The organism is Metabacillus rhizosphaerae, from assembly GCF_037201795.1.
In the GTDB taxonomy this organism is placed as follows: domain Bacteria; phylum Bacillota; class Bacilli; order Bacillales; family Bacillaceae; genus Metabacillus; species Metabacillus rhizosphaerae.
Window position 1 is genome coordinate 4,798,449 of the sequence record NZ_CP147403.1, and the last position, 20,449, is coordinate 4,818,897.

General features: G+C 36.9%; 14 protein-coding genes. 2 read left to right on the top strand and 12 right to left on the bottom strand.

The features are described 5' to 3' along the window. Window positions 1–109 precede the first annotated feature (109 nt). The 3 genes from WCV66_RS23165 to WCV66_RS23175 all read right to left on the bottom strand — a co-directional run bounded on the left by WCV66_RS23165 (window position 110) and on the right by WCV66_RS23175 (window position 4,001). On the bottom strand, window positions 110–685 hold the full coding sequence (locus WCV66_RS23165; RefSeq protein WP_338787013.1) for a TetR/AcrR family transcriptional regulator: 576 nt from the start codon (window positions 683–685) through the stop codon (window positions 110–112). 419 nt (window positions 686–1,104) lie between these two features. After that, on the bottom strand, window positions 1,105–2,148 hold the full coding sequence (locus WCV66_RS23170; protein ID WP_338787014.1) for a hypothetical protein: 1,044 nt from the start codon (window positions 2,146–2,148) through the stop codon (window positions 1,105–1,107). Between the two features lie 332 nt (window positions 2,149–2,480). Further along, complete coding sequence (locus WCV66_RS23175) at window positions 2,481–4,001, bottom strand: DHA2 family efflux MFS transporter permease subunit (RefSeq protein ID WP_338787015.1); 1,521 nt, start codon at window positions 3,999–4,001, stop codon at window positions 2,481–2,483. A 325-nt stretch (window positions 4,002–4,326) separates the two neighbouring features. Between WCV66_RS23175 and WCV66_RS23180 the strand changes: the two genes are divergently transcribed. Next, the gene (locus tag WCV66_RS23180; protein ID WP_338787016.1) at window positions 4,327–5,226 is read left to right on the top strand and encodes a TetR/AcrR family transcriptional regulator; all 900 of its coding nucleotides are present in this window, start codon (window positions 4,327–4,329) and stop codon (window positions 5,224–5,226) included. A gap of 431 nt (window positions 5,227–5,657) precedes the next feature. On the opposite strand, the gene WCV66_RS23185 is transcribed toward WCV66_RS23180, so the two are convergent. The 8 genes from WCV66_RS23185 to WCV66_RS23215 form a co-directional block, all read right to left on the bottom strand. Further along, window positions 5,658–7,109: an Msr family ABC-F type ribosomal protection protein gene (locus WCV66_RS23185; protein ID WP_338787017.1), complete on the bottom strand. Its 1,452-nt coding sequence runs from the start codon at window positions 7,107–7,109 to the stop codon at window positions 5,658–5,660. Window positions 7,110–7,711: 602 nt separating this feature from the next. After that, on the bottom strand, window positions 7,712–7,756 hold the full coding sequence (locus WCV66_RS26920; RefSeq protein ID WP_413789691.1) for an erythromycin resistance leader peptide: 45 nt from the start codon (window positions 7,754–7,756) through the stop codon (window positions 7,712–7,714). Between the two features lie 222 nt (window positions 7,757–7,978). Continuing rightward, window positions 7,979–9,229 (bottom strand): MFS transporter, encoded by a 1,251-nt coding sequence (locus tag WCV66_RS23190; protein ID WP_338787018.1) that lies wholly within the window; start codon window positions 9,227–9,229, stop codon window positions 7,979–7,981. A gap of 310 nt (window positions 9,230–9,539) precedes the next feature. Beyond that, window positions 9,540–10,637: a hypothetical protein gene (locus WCV66_RS23195; RefSeq protein ID WP_338787019.1), complete on the bottom strand. Its 1,098-nt coding sequence runs from the start codon at window positions 10,635–10,637 to the stop codon at window positions 9,540–9,542. 242 nt (window positions 10,638–10,879) lie between these two features. Beyond that, window positions 10,880–11,431, bottom strand: coding sequence for a DUF402 domain-containing protein (locus tag WCV66_RS23200; RefSeq protein WP_338787020.1), 552 nt, complete (start codon window positions 11,429–11,431; stop codon window positions 10,880–10,882). Between the two features lie 175 nt (window positions 11,432–11,606). Further along, window positions 11,607–13,022, bottom strand: a complete 1,416-nt coding sequence (putP, locus tag WCV66_RS23205) for a sodium/proline symporter PutP (protein ID WP_413789692.1) — start codon at window positions 13,020–13,022, stop codon at window positions 11,607–11,609. Between the two features lie 310 nt (window positions 13,023–13,332). Beyond that, entirely contained in the window at window positions 13,333–14,880 is a 1,548-nt protein-coding gene (pruA, locus tag WCV66_RS23210; RefSeq protein ID WP_066325135.1) for an L-glutamate gamma-semialdehyde dehydrogenase, read from the bottom strand. A 79-nt stretch (window positions 14,881–14,959) separates the two neighbouring features. Further along, a complete protein-coding gene (locus WCV66_RS23215; RefSeq protein WP_066325133.1) occupies window positions 14,960–15,877 on the bottom strand; it encodes a proline dehydrogenase family protein in 918 nt (305 codons plus the stop codon). A 541-nt stretch (window positions 15,878–16,418) separates the two neighbouring features. Here WCV66_RS23215 and WCV66_RS23220 point away from each other — a divergent pair. Next, on the top strand, window positions 16,419–17,987 hold the full coding sequence (locus tag WCV66_RS23220) for an IS1182 family transposase (protein ID WP_338787021.1): 1,569 nt from the start codon (window positions 16,419–16,421) through the stop codon (window positions 17,985–17,987). Window positions 17,988–18,108: 121 nt separating this feature from the next. Here the strand turns inward: WCV66_RS23220 and WCV66_RS23225 are convergent, their stop codons facing one another. Continuing rightward, window positions 18,109–20,313 (bottom strand): dihydroxy-acid dehydratase, encoded by a 2,205-nt coding sequence (locus WCV66_RS23225; protein ID WP_338787022.1) that lies wholly within the window; start codon window positions 20,311–20,313, stop codon window positions 18,109–18,111. Window positions 20,314–20,449 lie beyond the last annotated feature (136 nt).

A 20,449-nucleotide genomic window follows, 5' to 3' on the forward strand; every position in this document is an offset into this window, starting at 1 on the left:
CCGTTTAGGTATTCATACAACTCAAAAGTGACAGTATTGTCACTTTAGTTAAAAATAAAATGACACTCGTGTCACCTTTAATTATCATTAATAGTGATGCAAGTGTCAATTATCTAGGTGTGAACATTCCATGACTAATAATATGCTTAATCGATTCCACCCATTCATTGTATGGCACTCCGAAATGGTTCGGAATGGCGATCGTTTGAAATATAAAACCTAATATCAATCCGTCTGGTATTGCTTGTTTTAGGACGTTTTCTTTTCTTCCGAGTTCAACAAATGCTTGTAAATGGTGATACATATCCAGATGATGTTTTTCTAAATGATTGATATTTGCTCTTACCTTTTCATTTGATTCTTTTGGAATTTGTTGAGCAATCCCTATTAGGTGCTGAACTTCACTATGACTAAATATGAGATTTAACAGGAAGTCAAATTGTGCTTCAAAACCTTTAACATCCTTAATTTGTTCTAGTTCTAATAAAAATTGTTGCATTTCATAAATCATAAAATCTGTTATTAATTCATCTTTATTCTCATAGTATTTATACAAAGTCCCTCGAGCTACATGTAAACGATCAGCAAGGAGACTAAATGTAAAACCTTCATAGCCAATATCTAGAAGTAGTTCTTTTGTAGCTTTGAATAAATCCTCTGTTGAAAATTTCCGCTCGCGTGCCATATGTTCACCTCAATATCTATTATCATACTACTACTTTGCGATGAAATGAACCTCAAGAATTAATATGCTATTAGAAAGTAAGTTGTGGCTTCTAGATAATTATGTATTACTTCTTATGTTTGTTTGACGATACTTAGGCTCACTCAGATTGAACTTACATGGATTAACGCACGTTTACGATGCTTTAAACATAATTGGGCAGGTTACCCCCCTACCCAATTATAACTACCGTATTTCTCAGACTCTGAAACTAATGTAAAGCGCTTATTTATATGCTGAGGTTTATCGATTCCAGTTATATTTTGTAATTCTTCGAGATTTTTCCCTTGATTTATTGACTTTGCCTTCTTATATATTCAATGAATTTCCTCTTATGCTCTCACAAATTCATCAAACTCATCTAATGAACAAGCTCTATACTATTTGGCCACAATATTGGGATTGGCCAATATAATTTTCTCGGTTATCTCCCATAACCTAGGTAAAAACTTCATAACATCTTCAGCACGACGAATGATGTCTGCAGTCGAGGTGATACCAAGGTCTGCGACGATTGCTGCAAATGCTGGATAGTGTGCGCGGCGTAGCTCAGGTGTAGCATCTGCCGCTAAGATCTTGTGACAGCGTGCAAAGGTTGCAACGATCCAAAAGACAGCTTCCCTATGGTTACCAGCACGGATGAGTTCACGGCAACCATCAATTGCAATCGGTCTTGCTTTCGCGGTTATGTCTGTACTGAAAAAGAACGGTGTCTTCGCAACACTAGCAGTATCGTCAAAGGTTTGAGCAAGCTCATCAAGATGCTGTTCGACGCGCTCGGGAGTTAGATGTGCACAACCAAGTAATTTTAGCAGATCTTCGTAAAGACTGTCATAACCGTATTCCATAAGCACCTCGCGAGCAGCAAGATAGCGAAGCCGAACGGTTGGATTTCTGAGTGCGGCTACGAGGAGGACGTGAGTAGTCACACCACCCGGAAAGATCAAAGACATTATCTGATCATGCAATGGTGCTGAGATATCAATTGCCCTTAGTCCGTTTTCTACCCTCTGTCGGGCATTCTCGCACCTTCGTCGTACCCACATCTCTTCAGCAAAATGACGAGACACCTGTTTTTGTAGTCTGCTCAGACATCCGGTAGGATCGGAAATAATCGTGTCGACTCGGAAGCTGCCTGCAAGGTGATAGGATGTTAATACCTCTTCTACAGAAGCTAACTGTTTCCAAGTCAAATACGTGGCCTCAACCAGTGCATCGCGATAGATAAACTTCCCAAGCTTAGGTGGAGGCTCCGAATGTGCAGTGACAATAACTACGTCGACATCAGACCCCACCGATAACTCTTCGTCATCAGGCAATCCAACCGTCGATCCGCTGAAGTAAGCCCCAAGAAATTCATTCATCTGACTTGCTTGCTGCATGACCCACTCAACAGCTGCAGCTCGAGCTGAACCTACTTTCATGTGCACCATCCCCTTCACATCGTATAGATTAGTAGTTTAACACCATATAAGAATGGCCTGTTCTAAAAAATGTTTTTCTTTTCAAAAGACTGTTAATAGGATGAACATTTAAAGGATATCTACTAGGTTAAACTGTATTACATTTACATTTTATCGGAAATTACATTATAGGCACAATATACTCATAGCGAAAAACTGCCTTTATTTTTTAAACTTGTTAATTAATTCTAGAAAAAAAGCCAAAAACCACTAGATAAAACCTCCAATGTTTTTTGGCCAGTCTATATATGTTTCGTAAATTAAAATATTATAAACTATAAATACGCGTGAGCTTACACAGCTGAACCTACTTTTTCATAAGAAGATTTTTGTTCATTTAGATCTTCAGCTGGTTTTGCTCGCTTAATAAAGAAAGAGAGAATCAGTGCTACTGCTGCAATAAATGCTGCGATAAAGAATGCAAAATTAATACCTTCTAACATGGCTTGGATAGCAATTTGTTGTTGCATGGCAGCAAGTGCAGCTTTTGTTGGTTCGCCAACGATATTTTTTGTTGCATCAACTGCTAACTCTGTTGTAGTTGATTCTGTACGATTAGACATGATTGTAACCAATAACGCTGTTCCAATCGCTCCAGAAACCTGGTTTAACGTATTGTTCATGGCAGTTCCATGCGGATAAAAACGTGCTGGTAATTGATTTAAACCATTTGTTGAGACAGGCATCATAACCATTGACATTCCGAACATTCTAACAGCATGCAAGATCATTAAGTACGTGTATGTCGTATCTAGTGATAATGTACTGAAAAAAAATGTCGTTACTGTTGTAATACCTAAACCAATAATTGATAATACACGTCCACCAAACTTATCAAATAATCTCCCAGTAATCGGTGACATGAGGGCCATCGCAAGCGCTCCTGGCAACATCATTAGTCCAGCATCAAATGGAGATATGCCACGAATTGTTTGGACATAAATTGGTAAAAGCAGCATACCTGAAAACATCGCCATATTTAAGACCATCGTAATTGATGAAGATAAAGCAAACATTGGATATTTAAAGATACTGAAGTTAAGCATTGGTCGTTCTAATTTTGTTTGACGTACGATAAACGATAGTAATGAAATAATCCCAACGATAATTGTTAAGTAAACTTGAGGACTAGCCCACCCTTTACTTCCAGCGGAACTAAAACCATAGAGGATACCACCAAAACCTATGCTTGATAATAAAAGTGAAAATATATCTAGACGGATATCGACTTTTTCCTTTTTATTTTTAAGTAAGAAAAAACCAATTAAAAGAACGATAATCGCAATTGGCGTGACAAAGTGGAAGAGCATTCTCCAGTCATAATGCTCGATAATCCAGCCTGATAAAGTCGGACCAATTGCTGGTGCCGCCATCAAAATCAAGCCAAAAACCCCCATCGCTGCTCCCCTTTTTTCTACCGGAAAGCTAACTAGCATAACATTCATTAAGAGCGGCATCATAATTGCCGAACCAGAAGCTTGTAGCATTCTACCTGCTAATAATATAGGAAATATTTCTGCAATCCCTGCGATAAGTGTTCCAATCGTAAACAATCCCATTGCAGCTATGAAAAGATGTCGAACAGAATATTTTTGAATTAAGTATGCAGTTGTTGGAATCATAATTCCATTTACTAACATAAAACCTGTCGTTAACCATTGGACAGTCGCTGTTTCAATATCTAAATCGATCATAATTGATGGTAAAGCAATATTTAGTAATGTATTGTTTAAAAATGCAATAAACGCACCTATCATCAAGACAGCAAGGATGCCGTATTTTGGACGATCAGGCTTATTTATGGAATGATCCATCGTTGTTCCCCCTCTATACTTCGAGTTCATTATTTTGTACTGTCATTTTACACAGACAATATCATATACCAATAGTTCAATTAATGCAATGATAATTTATTCCTTTATTTAAGGGGTTTGTTTAAAATTAAAAAGTGAGGTACGATGATTTTTATACTAGCAGTATAATAATGTATCTTATTAAAGTAAACTAGAAGGAAGAAGAAAATAAGGACATTTTTTAAAGGGATGGGTATTGTGGTTTTTTAGGCCATAGAAGCGTCATTTGGTGTCTTTATACAGAAGTCAATTGAGCCTATAATATATAAGAAGGTAGGTGATATATATGAACGATCGGAAACAGCATGTAATAAAAATGTCGCATCAATTATTTATTGACAAAGGTTTTCAAGCCACATCTATTCAAGATATATTGGACTACAGTGGTATTTCAAAAGGTACATTTTATAATTATTTTTCATCTAAAAGTGAATTATTAATCGCTTTATTTAAAGCCATTTATAAGAAGATGGAACAAGACCGGAATGAGCTACTTATTGGCCAAGATCCTACTTCAATTGAAATCTTCATAAAGCAAATTGAATTACAAATGAACACAAATAAAAAAAATAAATTGATTGCGCTTTTTGAAGAAGTCCTTGTCTCCAACGACCCAGAGCTCAAACAATTTATTAAAATGGGGCAATTAAAAAATCTTCAGTGGATATACAAGCGTTTCTTAGAAATCTTTGGTGAAAATAAACGAAAATATTTATTAGATTGTGCAATAATGTTCATGGGAATTTTGCATCATAACGTAAAGTATTATGTCATGGCACATGGTTCAAACTCCAGCATGCATCAAGTAGTCTCATATAGTGTTGAAAGAGTTGCGAACACCGTCAATGAAGTGGCAGCATCTGGAGAGCAACTAATCAAACCTGAGACTTTAGAGAACTGGATTCCAGAAAACAACAGAACCGACCAGGCACTTCAACAAAAGATTTCTGAAACGATATTAACTTTGAAAAAAAGTCTATACTTACATGAAGGACAGGCAAATTACAACGAGTTAATAGACTTTATCCAAGATGAACTATTACACTCAAAAAAACCTCGAAAATTTCTGATTGAAACTAGCCTGTTACCACTAAAAAATGTTCAGGATACTATAGCAAAGCAACTAGTTGAAAAGCTTGCTCAACTAGTTGCTAATTACTTTTCTATTTTAGAAGAAATAGAGTAAAGAGATTTCTTTACTAAAGATTCAGTTATTATTATTTTTCCGAAAGTCTTCAGAACTACTAACTAATTCAAAAAAAGCTTAGTCTTCATGCCGAGTCTTTTTTAACTACTCATCACCATTTACTATCAAGACAACTTTAAGATAGGGTTTAACTATAAAAACAGCAACTCATTCTCTAAGTAGTTCAGTTTTGAGGTGCAAACATTAAAACTGTAACATGAATTGAGCATGAGTTATAAAGCTATTTCATGCTCTTTCTTTATTGTTATATCGATATTAAATAACGAAAAGTCCAATTTTTGTCTAACTCAAGGTACTATAGTTTAAGTTTAGCTTTCCCATTTTGGTGACTGAAAAAAATTCTGGAATTAAAATAGAAGAATAAGCCACCAAAATGGTTTGGCGGCTTATTTTATTTAAACTTGAAATGACTATTGAATCAGTTTTTTGTTGTAAATTTTAAATTCTAGATCTGCGACATTTTTTATAAACTCTTTATCATGTGATACAAATACGATTGTACCTTCATATGCAGAGATAAACTTTTCTAATGCTTCAATGGCTTGAATATCCAAAAAGTTAGTCGGTTCATCTAACAATAAAATATTATATTCCCCTAAGAACAACCGACAAAGTTGGAGGCGAATTGCTTCTCCACCACTTAATGAATTCACACTTTTTTGTATATCTGTACCGACAAACTGCATCGAATGTAAAACACTTCGTAAAAATCCTTCATCATATTCAGAAACGTTTTTTACGAATTGCAATACCGTTTCATCACTCGTAAATTGATAACTCATTTGACGAAAGTAACCAATTTTCGCTTTTGGAGAAATGGTTAAACCGGACGCATTATCCATAATTTGTTGAAGCAATGTACTTTTGCCACTACCATTACTACCCGTAATCGCTATTTTTTTACCGAGTGGTAGCTGAAAACTTACTTCATCTAATAGTACTTTGTTCTCTATTTGGAGAGTGAGTCTGTCTGCCATAATCGGGAACCTATTATGCAGTTCCGCTGACTTTGATTGATGGAAGACGATTGGCCTTTCCACTTTTACAGCTTCGACCTCCTGAAGTTTTTCTATTCGATGCTCAATGGCTTTCGCTGCACGTTGGACGGCTTTTTGACTCGACCCTTTTGATTTCGTCATAAACGTCTTGTTCGGTTTCGCATTCGCTTCTCTTTTTGACATCCGCCCTGATTGAGCAACTTTTTCAGCCTTTATCATTTTTTCTTGTGCCGCTTTTTCGAGTCGACTCTTCTCTTTTATGAACTGTTCATGCTCTTGAATTTGCCTGTTACGTTCTAATTGCTTCTGCACCATGTATTCACTGTAATTACCAGAATAAACATAGACCTTCCCTTCACGTACTTCCCAAATCGTAGTGACTAGTTCGTCTAGTACAGCACGATCATGACTCACTAATAGAAGCGCTCCATAATAATATTGTAATTCATCAAGTAAGAACGAAATTCCATCCTGATCCAAATGTGTTGTCGGCTCATCAATTAATAATGCTTCGTAATAATGTGTAAACAGTTGTGCAAGCTTGAGCCTTGTTTGCTCGCCACCGCTTAACTGATCAGAATCTTTTGGTACGGCTAATTTTCCAATTAACGCTGGATCAGCATCTGTGGCTGTTGGAGCTTCAAGTTGCTTAAAATAACCGCACTCTACTTGGCGATGCACTTTTCCATTTGTTGGTTGAACCATACCTGCCAGTAACTTTAATATTGTACTTTTCCCTGCACCATTTTTCCCGACGATGCCGATACGGTCAAATTGATGGACAGCTAACCGCTCAATCTTTAAAACTTCTTTATCTAAATAGGTCAATTCGATATTTTCTAATTCAAAACATATTTGTTCCATTATCGCTACCTCCCGAAATTTTTGTGATTTCGTATCGATAGCTTGAATCGATACGAGCTTCTAGAACAAGCTCGTATCAATAAAATAATAAGAATTGCATGATTTTCCCTCCAATTTAAATTCATTGTTAAGACTGCATTAAGAATAATTAATACACCTAATACCCTGTATATATTGCAAAAAATTTTAGTTACCAATTGTTATTTTCCATTTTTATCAATCACTTCAAAAATTACGTATCTAATTTTTCCTCTTAAGGTCTAAAAATTAAGCCCTTTTTAATAGAAAAGTAACATCTTCATCTAAAATCCCTCCAACCATATGAAAAAAGAATATAAAAAATCACAGACAAGATGCCTGTGATTTAGAGTAAAGAGAAACTGCCCCAGCCTATTCGTTTCGTGTTAATAAAAGTAGGTATCACCAAATAAACCTCCCTTCCTAAAAAAGAAGGGAAATTACACAAAATTAAAGAAAGCCAGAATGATCCGCCTTTCTTCACATTAAAATTAAATAACGATAGTTGAAATGAAGATTATTGAAAAAGGACAGACTAATCCCGTTTACTCTGTTTCACAAACAGAGCCTTTGAACATATTCAATTACTGGTTCAAAGATGGGAAACGTAATTTCATAGAGTGTGTCATTTTTTAATAATCCTCCTTATCATTTAAAAGTACAGTGTTATTATAGAGTGCCTTTTTGAAAAAGTCAAAGGGATATTACACTTCTTCCATTCCCCTGTACGGTAAGTTCAATAGCAAAAGGAGCTGCCGTAGCAACTCCACCGTTAAACTCAAGCACCAGTTCGTTTAATAAGGAAATCCAACAATTACTAAACAATGAATTTAGTAAACCAGGCAATATATTTAATTAGATGTTCCCTTCAATACTGGCTTTCCTGTTTCTATTAATACTTTGTTCCTGCCTAAGAAAAAAGAAAGTATTAAGATTAGTAATCCTGTTCCTATCAGTAACCATTCAATTCTCATTATATCCGCGATTGGACCGAAAATGAGCATCCCAATCGGCATCATTGAAGTAGAAATCATCCCAAATACACCAAAAATCCGTCCTAGATAATTCTCATCTATTTTCTCCTGTAATAATACAGTTGTTGGCGTATTAAAAATAGGCATCGCAAGTCCAAATACGGCCATAAATATTAAATACATCCAAAAGATAGGAACAATACCTAGTGCAAATGTACAAGCACCCATTAAAAGACTTGCAAATGTCATCGTATGAACCTTATTTTGAAAACCTCCCCAAGACGCGATTATTCCTCCACCAGCCATCATGCCAATTGAAAAAGCAATTTCGATTGCTGTTAGTCGCCAAACATCATCTCCAAAGCTACGGGTAACCTGCAGTGGTGTTAAAAATGCAGCAGGTGCCATTAAGACAAAGAAAATGGCAAAAAACAGAAAGAACGTCTTTAGAAAATCATGTTTATTAATATATATTACGCCTTGTTTAAAGTCGTTGAAATAGCTAGTTGTTAGTTTTTCGGATGCCTTCTCATGCAGAGGAATTTGAAAAAATGCAAGTAGCGTGAAAATTGCAATCACCGCAGTAATGACATCGATAAAGAGAATTATTTCTATGGAAGCCATTGATAATAGTGCCGCGCTAACCATTGGAGCCACGAACATAATAATTGCTTGCAGACTTCCATTAGTACCATTTACTTTCGTCAGCCTATCCTTTGGCACGATTTGCGGTAAAATAGCACCGACCGCTGGGGTTTGAATTCCTGTCCCGATTGCACGAATAGCAGCCATGACAAAAAGTAACCAAGTCGCATCATACCCCATTAAAAATACAATTGCGAGTATCAATGTCGCAAGCGCAATTAGTGCATCTGATAAAATTATCAAGATTTTTCGATTGTAGCGATCCGCCCATACCCCTGCTATAGGGGATAAAATAAAGGTTGGAATGAAGCCACAAATGATAAACAACGTCATCATCACACCTGACTCCGTAGTTAGCGTTACATACCACATAATCGCATATTGAACTAAGGCCGAACCAAAAAGTGAGATCGTCTGACTACTTAAAAAGAGAATAATATTCTTTTTCCAATTTCCCATTGCATGTTCATTTACTGAGTTCATATTTTCACGGCCTTCTTATAAATAAATTTTTAAATACGATTTTTTATGATCATTCAAAGAATCCACTAGGACATTCAACTTCTCGATAGTTTCTAAGGACGCATTTCCCTGTAATTATTAAACTATATACACTTTGTCTGAACCAAAACATCGAAAGGCGCCTTCATTCCCCGTAAAGAAGCTTTTAGAAGCTAAAATTAGGTTAGCACTAAGGAGTGCCCCAGAACAATAACAAATTAACTCCTAGACTTTTCGACCTTTCTAATATTTTTGTTAAAAATAGATACAGGTGCAGAGCAAGTGATAATCTTTAATATCCCTTCGTATAAAAACGAACTGTTTCATTAAATTTATGTGCCTCATCCATTTTCACATAAATGGATTGGATAGTTTTCTTAAATCCGAAGATTTGTTGGATTTCTACTGGTTCGTTTAATTTCAATACGTATGGAATTTGCTCTTTTTCAAGGCCATGGAGTGCTAATACTATGCTTTTGCGGTCTTGCCCCACTTCTTTTGGATACTTTGTATTTTCTTCTACTCCATTTACTTGTTCCCATGCAATAAAGCCGTAATGTCTAATCCCTTTTTGAAAATGAATGCCCTTTGAATCTAACACAACTGGGGATAAACGGATGGCTTGGTAATCAGAAATAATGAACAATAAAGTATAAACATCAAGCCCTGTGACGATCCAAGCAGCAGTATGGCTAAATTGAGCAACCAAGATGTGCACCGCAATAATCTCAAGAGCCATAGCATGAACGAGCATGAAAAATACACCTAAATAACTTCCATCCTTATGATAGGTGAAAGCATGGCCTTTGCCTTGTTCAATACTAGGTGCGCTTTTTCTCCAACTGAACAAACTATAGTAGATCGCGGCAATATCTGTTGCCAAAATCCTTAGTGTGAACTGGAATTTATTCAATCTTTCATTCCTGAATGAAAATGTGCTTTGGATAGCAGCTGTAAAACTTAACAAAAAGTGATAATGCATGTTCTTCTCGTTCTTATGATTCCTAAGGAGCAACGGAAACCTTTTTACGATAGCGATAAATAGGACCAATTCTAAAACAATGATCCCAGCCTCTAATACGATAACAGAGTGGTTGAAATAGGACAGATACCCATCTGCTTCATTAGGAATCATCCAGTTAGCAAGAAGACCCCCCCAGAAGACAAAGGCAAACAACACTAGCCAAGAAACCCTTTTCATAAAACCAAAAAAATAAAGTACTAATGGCAAGATAATGACAAGATCAAGCGCTGTTCCAAGACCCACCATGTCATCGACAGGACCTACAAGCTGTACTTGCATGACAAGATAATTCGGGATAATGATTAAAAATAGAAAAAATACGATACGCTTCCATGCTATTTCTTTAAGTGAATAAGAAGCAATCATGCTATCCCCACTTTCCATGTTTTGTTAATTTTAATTATAGTGGAAGTAGTAGAAATAGTGTGTGTTTGATTAATATTTTTTGAAATTATTCACATTTATGATGTTTTACATCGCTCCTGAATACTTATTAGGTCCTTAATTAATTCCAAGTGTTTTTCAAAATATTTCTTCGCTTGCATATGTCGAACCATTGTAATCTATATATATCTGACATGGATGTCTAATTTTTATTATTGCCTAAGTTATCTGTTAATCAGCCAAGGAAGAAGTTCTTCATGACTATAAGTATTCTCAGTTTCCGAAATAACTTTGGATAGAAAAATATCTATGGTATTTATTAATAAATTTAGAGTATGTAGAACAGACCCATTTTCAAAACGATCTAATGGCTCTGGTAACTCATCCTCGTCCAAAATAAAATAGTCTCCACTAGGGAGAACCATAATATCAATAATCAAATCCTCAAAAGATACAAATTGATCAGTCATATAAGTATTTTTTACAATATTAAAATAAGCACCTAAATAATTTCCTTTATTATCTCTCCAGATGTACAAATTATATGGACGATCATTCCAGTAATATGCAATTGTATAACTACCTTTGGGTATGGTTAATTTTGTTTCATTTGCTTTCATTGTAAAAGAATCTACTATTTTATGAAAAAGCACGATATTTTGATTTTTTGTTTCTAACACTAGACAGCTATGTTCTACAACTGTGGAGTCGTACCGCATTTTTCTCTCTTTCATTTGATCATAACGTTGCGGACTTGGTGTACTTAAATTGACCATTGCTTTCGTTTCTCCTATCTAATGTTATTTCACCAGGATAAATGGCTCTTATTTATTGTAACATCAATAAAACCTTCAAGTAATTGTCACTCAAAGTGTTTATTGCATGAAAAAAGCTCTATTCGCTTTTACGCAAACAGAGCCTCGATTTAAGATAATTCTTTTGATTTTAGTTTCACATCGATTTCGTAATCTCACTAAACTTCTCACTTACCTGCACAGAGGGCTTAGAAGTTAGTAAACTCACAATATAAACAGCTAAAAGGCTAGCAACAAAACCTGGAATAATTTCGTATAACACATCAGATAACCCCAATTTCGACCAAACAATAACTGTTACCGCACCAATAATCATCCCAGCAAGGGCGCCCCATTTTGTCATTCTACTCCAATATAAACTTAAAATAATAACAGGCCCAAATGCAGCACCAAATCCAGCCCAAGCGTAGCTTACAAGACCAAGTATCGTGTTATTTTGGGTCCACGCTAAGCATAAAGCCAGGATGGATACAACTAATACAGATAAACGTCCCATGAAGACTAATTCTTTATCAGACGCCGATCTGCGGAAAAAGGTTTTGTATAAGTCTTCTGTTAATGAGCTTGATGTCACTAGTAATTGTGACGAAATTGTACTCATAACTGCAGCTAAAATGGCAGAAATTAAAAAGCCGGTTATGATTGGATGGAACAGAATATTTCCTAATTCAATAAAAATTGTTTCAGGATCACTGATTTTCATACCTTCTTTTGAATAGTAGGCAATGCCAAGAAAACCTGTTAGTATTGCACCGATACTTGAAAAAATCATCCAGCTCATTCCGATGCGACGGGCCTTCTTTATTTCTTTTACTGATGTAATCGCCATAAAACGGACAATGATATGTGGTTGTCCAAAATAGCCAAGACCCCAGGCAAATAATGAAATAATGCCGAGTAAACTTGTTCCTTGAAATATATCTAGCAGATCAAGATCAATCGAACGAATTTCAGTAACAGCTTCTGTTGGACCGCCAACGTGAAGCAATGTCACAACAGGCACTAATATTAATGCAACAATCATAATAATTCCTTGTACAAAATCAGTCCAACTAACCGCCAAGAATCCACCAAATAATGTATAGGCTACAACTACCCCAGTAATTAACCATAAACCGGTATGGTAATCAAGATTTAAAATACTATTAAACAATACCCCGCCTGATACCATTCCAGAAGAAACATAAAAGGTGAAAAAGATGATGATAATAATTCCTGAAAATAAACGCAGAATCATTGTTGTGTCATTAAAACGATTTTCTAGAAATGCTGGTATCGTAATTGAGTCATTTGCCTTTTCAGTATATGTACGCAACCTCGGTGCAACATAAAGCCAGTTAGCCCATGCCCCCAATGTTAGACCAATGACAATCCAGGTAGCTGATAAGCCAGTCGAATACATAGCACCAGGCAAGCCCATCATAAGCCAGCCACTCATATCCGATGCACCAGCACTTAACGCTGTTACTGCCGGACCAAGATTTCTTCCCCCGAGCATATAATCTGATAGATTTGAAGTACGTTTATACGCATAATAACCAATTAAAAGCATCCCAACCATATAAACGCAAATCGATAAAATCAGCTGTAAATTAACCATCTTATTCCCCCATCGTCCACTTTGCCTTAATTTTTATATAAAATATTGTATAAATATACTACAAAAGTAGAATAATAGAAAGCAGATTTTAATATCACATCTTAACGGGCAGTAAAACCCCCACTTCAAGATTTGAGAGAAGCACAGAAGATAAGTTTGGCTAACTGCCCGTATAGATCCGATAAGTGTCGCTAACCATCAGTGGGGGATGAAGCCCCCCTCTGATGGAAGTCTCAGTTTATCTACTTTCTATCAAAAATGGTTACAGCATTTCACTAATTGTTTTTGCTTGCATATGAAGAGCCAAGTAATCTGGACCACCTGCCTTTGAATCTGTTCCAGACATTTTGAAGCCGCCAAATGGATGATAGCCAACGATTGCACCTGTACAGTTTCGATTAAAATATAAGTTCCCTACATGGAATTCATGTTTTGCGCGCTCAATATGTTGTCTGTTTTTTGTAATGACAGCACCTGTTAAGCCATATTCAGTGTTGTTTGCAATTTTTAGAGCCTCATCAAAGTCTTTAGCTTTTGCAAACGCCACAACAGGACCAAAGATTTCTTCCTGCATGAGGCGAGAATTAGGATCTAAATCAGCAAAGATTGTTGGTTCGATAAAGTAACCTTTCGAATTATCACCTTTACCACCGCTCATTAAGCGGCCTTCTTCCCCGCCAATTCGAATGTAATCCATAATTTTATCATAAGAACTTTGATCAATAACGGGACCCATATACGTGTCTGCATGTTCTGGGTTTCCAGTGATTTTTTGTTCTGTAATTTCCACAACACGTTGAAGCACTTGATCATAAACTTCTGCATGAACTACAGCACGGGAGCCTGCGGAGCATTTCTGACCGGCAAATCCAAACGCAGAAGCGAAAATGGATTGAGCAGCTAGTTCCAAATCACAGTCTTTGTCGACAACGACTGTATCTTTTCCACCCATTTCAGCAATGACGCGTTTTAAATGCATTTGCCCTGGTTGAACCTTTGCAGCACGTTCAAAAATACGTGTACCAACTTCACGAGAACCTGTAAACGTAATAATACTTGTTTTTGGATGGTCGACTAAATAGTCGCCGACTTCAGCGCCACTACCAGGAACAAAGTTTACAACCCCCTTCGGTAAACCTGCTTCTTCTAACACTTCAACGAATAAAGCAGCAATTACCGGGGTAGTACTAGCAGGTTTTAGAACGACTGTATTTCCTGTCACAATTGGTGCAACTGTTGTACCAGCCATAATCGCAAATAAAAAATTCCATGGCGGGATGACAACTGTTACTCCTGTTGGCGTGTAAATATATTTATTGATCTCACCTTCTCGGCTATTCACTGGCTTTCCTTTTGCTAATTCAATCATTTGGCGACCATAGTATTCCAAAAAGTCAATTGCTTCAGCCGTATCCGCATCAGCCTCATTCCATGGCTTACCAGCTTCTTTAACGAGTAGAGCAGAAAAGTCATGCTTTTTACGACGAATAATCGCAGCAGCTCTAAATAGAATATTCGCCCTTTCTTCTGGATTCCAATATCTCCACTCTTCAAATGCCTCCGCTGCAGCTTGGATAGCCATGGACGCATGTTCTTTGTTCGCTTTCGATACAATACCGACAACCTCTTTTTTATTAGCGGGATTATAAGAAACAATTTTATCCTCTGTTGAAATTTTTTCTCCATTTATCACAAGTGGATAAGCTTTTCCCATTATTTCATTTACATTGGCAAGTGCCTTTTCAAACGCAATACGGTTTTCCTCAATGCTAAAGTCAGTAAATGGTTCATGCTTGTAAGCTGTTGTCATATCAATCGACTCCTTCTATTTTAATTTTCCCATTCTTAACGGACAGTAAGACCTTACCGATAAAATTCAAAGACTCTTCTTATTTTTGTGTCATTCCTTTTAAAGCAAAAGCAATATTTGATGGACGCTCAGCAAGCCGTCTCATAAAATAGCCATACCAGTCATTCCCGTACGGAACATAAACACGCATTTTATAGCCCTCTTTGACCAATTCCTTTTGTGTTGCCGTGCGCATTCCGTATAGCATTTGAAACTCAAATTGAGTTGTTGGGATATGGTGTTCTTTTACTAGTTTTTTTGTATAGTCAATCATTGCATCATCATGTGTGGCAATGGCTGTGTAATTCCCATTTAATAAATGCATTTTAATAATTTTTTTGTAATTTTCATCAACATCCGCTTTATCAGGAAATGCAACTTTAGCTGATTCTTTATAGGCACCCTTTACTAGACGAAGAAATGGATTGTATTGATTTAAATCCTTCATATCATCTTCCGTACGATATAAATAGGCTTGTAGAACAGTACTAATATAGGTATAGCGTTGTTTAAAGTCTTTGAAAATATCAAGTATTTTTTGACAACGTTGTTCATCTTCCATATCAATTGTGACCATTATGTGGTGCTTTTCCGCGATGTCAAGGATTCTAGTCATATTTTCATAAACAAGTTTCTTATCAATATCTAAGCCTAATGACGTCATTTTTAGTGATACTTGTGAATCTAAACCTTGTACTGCGATATTCTCAATCGTCTGAATACACTCAGCTGTTCTTTCTCTTGCTATCTCATGGCTTGTCACAAACTCACCTAAATGATCCACTGTAACGGATAAACCTTCCTCATTTAGCTCTTTAATAAACTTAATTGAGCTAGGAAAATCTAGACCACCAACAATTTTGCCAGCAGCAATATTCCCTCCCCAATTTTGGGCTGCTCGATTCAACGCTTTGTTTTTTGATAGATATAAGAAAAAGTCTCTTGTAATAACCTGCACTGCATACACCCCCAGAGGATATAGATGAATAAAAGTTTCATAATGTTTTCTTACTGATAATTTTACAATTGTGAACAATTTGTAACAATGTATCGGAAATACAAAGATTCGGTTCAATCATTGTGTAAAAAACACAATATGATTGGAAGCGCTTTAAAGAGTTAGATTTAGAGACTTCCAAACTCATGAGCGTTCTATATAATAACTGTTCCACACTTGAGGCTAGGTTAAACAATAGTTTTTCAAAAAACATAAAGCGCAAGCGTTCGATGTTGACTTAGCGTACAAGGGGTGTGATCACTAGTCGTTGGGCGCTGGAGCTGGATGTCAAAGTGTTATCCACAGTACAAGAATTTTATAATTTACGCTAATCAGCAAAAAAAAGAGGCTGGGACAAAACCCACCTCTTAGATGAAAAAGCCGGTGAAATTTTACGACGAGTAAAATTTCACCGGCTTTGATTATTTTTTGAATAAAAATAAGGACCACTTCTGATAAAATAAAGTTACCACACAAAATTTCATCCGAAAGAAGGGTCCTTATGTTTAAAAATTATACCATGAATCAATTAGTTTTGCCTTTAGATTTAGAAGTAAAATTACAAAATAATGATATCGCCTTCCATGTCCATCATTTAGTTGAAAGTATCCCTCATGAAGCGTTCGAACCATTTCTTCGAAATGAGGGTTGTCCTGCCTATCATCCACGCATGATGCTTAAAATTATCTTATGTGCCTACACACAATCTGTCTTTTCAGGGCGTAAAATTGAAGCTTTATTAAATGATAGTATCCGTATGATGTGGTTAGCTCAAGGGTATGAACCAAGCTACCGTACAATCAACCGATTCCGTGTGCAACCTGAAGTGAAAGAAATAATTCGCCAATGTTTCGTCCAATTCCGTTGCCGATTAATCGAAGAAAAACTTATCGATCAAGAAGCGATTTTTATTGATGGTACAAAGATTGAAGCGAATGCGAATAAATTTACGTTTGTCTGGAAGAAATCAATTGAGAAATATCATCAAAGTTTAATTGAAAAGTCAAACCAGCTATACAATGAGCTACTTGAGAACGAAATCATACCTGAAATTGAGCGTGAAAGCGATGAGCAGTTATCATTAGAAGAGCTCACTCAATTGGTTCAAAAAGTGGACAATGTCGTAACCGCGTATGATAAACAAATTGAAGTATCATCAGACGTGACAGAACGAAAAGCCTTAAGAAATGAACGCAAATACCCGAAACAAGTCCGTAAACAGTTGATTGATTTTGTCTTACGAAAACAGAAATACCAACAAGACTTTGAAATCTTTGGCACTCGGAATAGCTATTCTAAAACAGATCCGGATGCAACATTTATGCGAATGAAAGATGATCATATGCAAAATGGACAATTGAAAGCTGGTTACAATGTACAAATCGCAACGGAAGGTCAATACTCGCTTGCCTATAGTTTATTTTCTAACCCAACAGATACGCGTACGTTAATTCCATTTCTAGATGAGATCGAGCAGCATTATTTCGAGTTACCGAAACACCTTGTCGCAGATGCAGGTTATGGTAGTGAACAAAACTTTAATGATATCCTTTCGAACAGAAAACGAGAAGCACTTATTACCTATAACATGTATTTGAAGGAACAAAAGAAAAAGTACAAACAAAACAAATTTAATCCCGACAACTGGCAGTATGATGAAGAAACAGATACATATACATGCCCTAATCAGAAACGTCTTGAATTTCAATATCATTCTGTCCGTAATGACCGTACAGGTTTCCAACGGAATTGCAAAATCTACGAGTGCGAAGACTGTTCGGGATGCCCATTCCGTTCATCATGTACAAAAGCAAAAGAAGGCAATAATCGAAAACTAATGGTGAATGAAAAATGGGAACAGCAAAAAGAATATGTAAGAGTGAAGCTTTCAGAAGAGGAAACGAGTGCCATCTATCGAAAACGCAAAATCGATGTGGAACCAGTTTTTGGATTCTTGAAGGCTAATTTGCGTTTCACTCGATTTTCTGTCCGAGGAAAATCGAGGGTAGAAAACGAAATGGGCCTTGCGTTAATGGCAGTGAATTTAAGAAAATTCACTGCCAGAAACTAAGGTAATAGAAGAATTTATACACAAAAATAGAGAAAGGTGAATTTGAGTACCCTCAAATTCACCTTTCTCACTATCTGAAGCTAGTTATGTCCCAGCCTCTTCTTAATAGTTTATGTGTTAGTTAACTATTCTTTTGTTTTTCATTAGGGATGCTAACGTCTACGCGATAATTCAGTTCAGCATCACTCGATACTGCCAGTGGAACAACTCCGTATGCTGCATCAGTGTGTCCAAGCATTCGATTGCTGGCTGCAATTAACTTCTGGCGCTTCTTAATCCGTGATAGACGTTCTTCACCAAGATCATGACGAGTTGATTTTATTGAGTCAAAAGAGAAACATACCTCTCCATTACGAAATGCTGCCTGATCTAGAAACTCAATGCTGTGTCCACGGAAATTTAGATAAAGCAGATCTCCTGTTTGTAAATAAAGAATGCCTCCTCCATCTTTAGCTTCTGGTGTCATATGTCCAATCGCAGCACCGTATGTGACTCCCGAATAACGACCATCACTGATTAAGGTTGCTAGACGTTTTAAATTTCGATTTGCATTAATATGCTGCATCGGCGTAAACATTTCTGGCATACCAAAGGCAAGTGGACCCTGCCCCGAAATTATAATAGATATTTTTAAACTACCTTCCTTTACCATCACTTCAAATAACTCATCATATTCTAAGAGCTTACAAGTTTCATATAACTCAGGTGTGTTATGACGTACCATCGCGATCATATCTTTAAATGAAAAGCTTCTTTGATCCTTTAATTCCTCGAGAAGCTTACTATTCAATAAACTTTGATTTGCATCATCTTCATTTTCATAATAGAGCACAAATGCTGCTTTTTTATCAAACACATTCAGCTGATTTGTCGTCATTCCGCTAATTTTTACGACAGCGCTTTCAAAGAAGTTCCCTTTAAGTACATCAACACCACTAAAGGAACGTTTCGGAGTTGATAAAATGACAGGATTATCTCTAACATTTTTAGCCGATAATGCAGCTGTTTCATCTGATAAGCGCTCAAGCCAAGTCGTACCAGTAACCGTAGGTGCGTTAACATCCATTGGTACACCATTTTCTAGCAATTCGTGGAAAAGCGTCTCCATCCCGCGGCTTGATCCCGAACAGCATTGAGTAGCTAATGCAAAAATATCTCTGCCTTCTGTTAAGCTATAATTAAATAAATCTGGAATTGGTACTTCATGGTGAATCTCATCCAAATCCCACAAACTAAATTTATATCCGCCATAGAGCATTGCTGCAACGATATGCATCATGAGATTGGTCGATCCACCTGATGCACTGTGGATACGAATAGCATTTTTAATATTAGCAGCTAGTATATTTGATACACCATATATAGGATCATTAATCATCGTTGCTAAGCTATCAACTGATTTATTTATTTGTTCCTGTGTTGGTGGTGCTGCCAGCAGCTCAAGCTCGGGATGAACAAGCCCCATACCTGCTACAAGATGTCGTGAGCTATTACCAGTACCATTAAATGCGCACACACCACCTTGACCATCACATGTATGAACCGCTAGTTGTCTTTCATATTCATCATGCTCTGCCTGTGTAATAAAACCATGCTCCTTAGCTCGTTGAAGGACACCTTGAAACGCTGTGTTTGATGAGCACTGTAATATATATGCCATAGTATCACGGAGGTCGAATGCAATATCCTCTGCACCTTGTGATTCCGCTCGTTTAGCAACTTCTTCTAACTCTGCAAACAATTTCTCTGGTATTGTTCCACCCTGAAGGACATGTGCTGGAGCAAAGGTTGCAAAAAATGGTGCCTCTCCACGGTCCTTTCTCACCCGGTCTAAATGAGCAAGCGCACTGACAACTCCTAAAGGTTGTTTATCACAGCCTTGAATCACAAAAGCTCCATGATAACTATGTGCCTCTAGCTGATTGACAACCATTTGTGCTACAGCATTTCGACTTTGTAGAGAATAGCTCATTCCTTGATTGCTTTGTGCCGTTCCATCACACATAACAGGAGTTGAAAAATAAAATGGTACACCGCCATTTTGCCAAATGCGAATAGCCGCTCGTGCCGACGTTTGAAAATCCATAATATGTGCAGGATGGTCCGACGATCCCCCGATAATCGCTATCCTAGGGGCATTCTCGTGTAAACGATTATATACCTCTTCTAATGTCCAATCAGGCTTATCACCTTCATACGCTGCGCCTAAAATTTGTTTGGAACGATCTAGCAAACCAGCAACACAAATCGGCTCATTAGCCTTCCCCTGCACATTGTCGCGGTACGGGTTGATGCTATTGTTGATATATGGATACTTTACTGACATTTTTTGAGTCCTCCCTTGTGGGTGGGGGACAGTCCCTCATCTAAGTGTGGGGACTGTCCCTCTTTTTATATTAATATCTTTATATAGGTCCATTTTCTTTATATGTAGGGGCTATCCTCCATTTATGGTTTAAGAG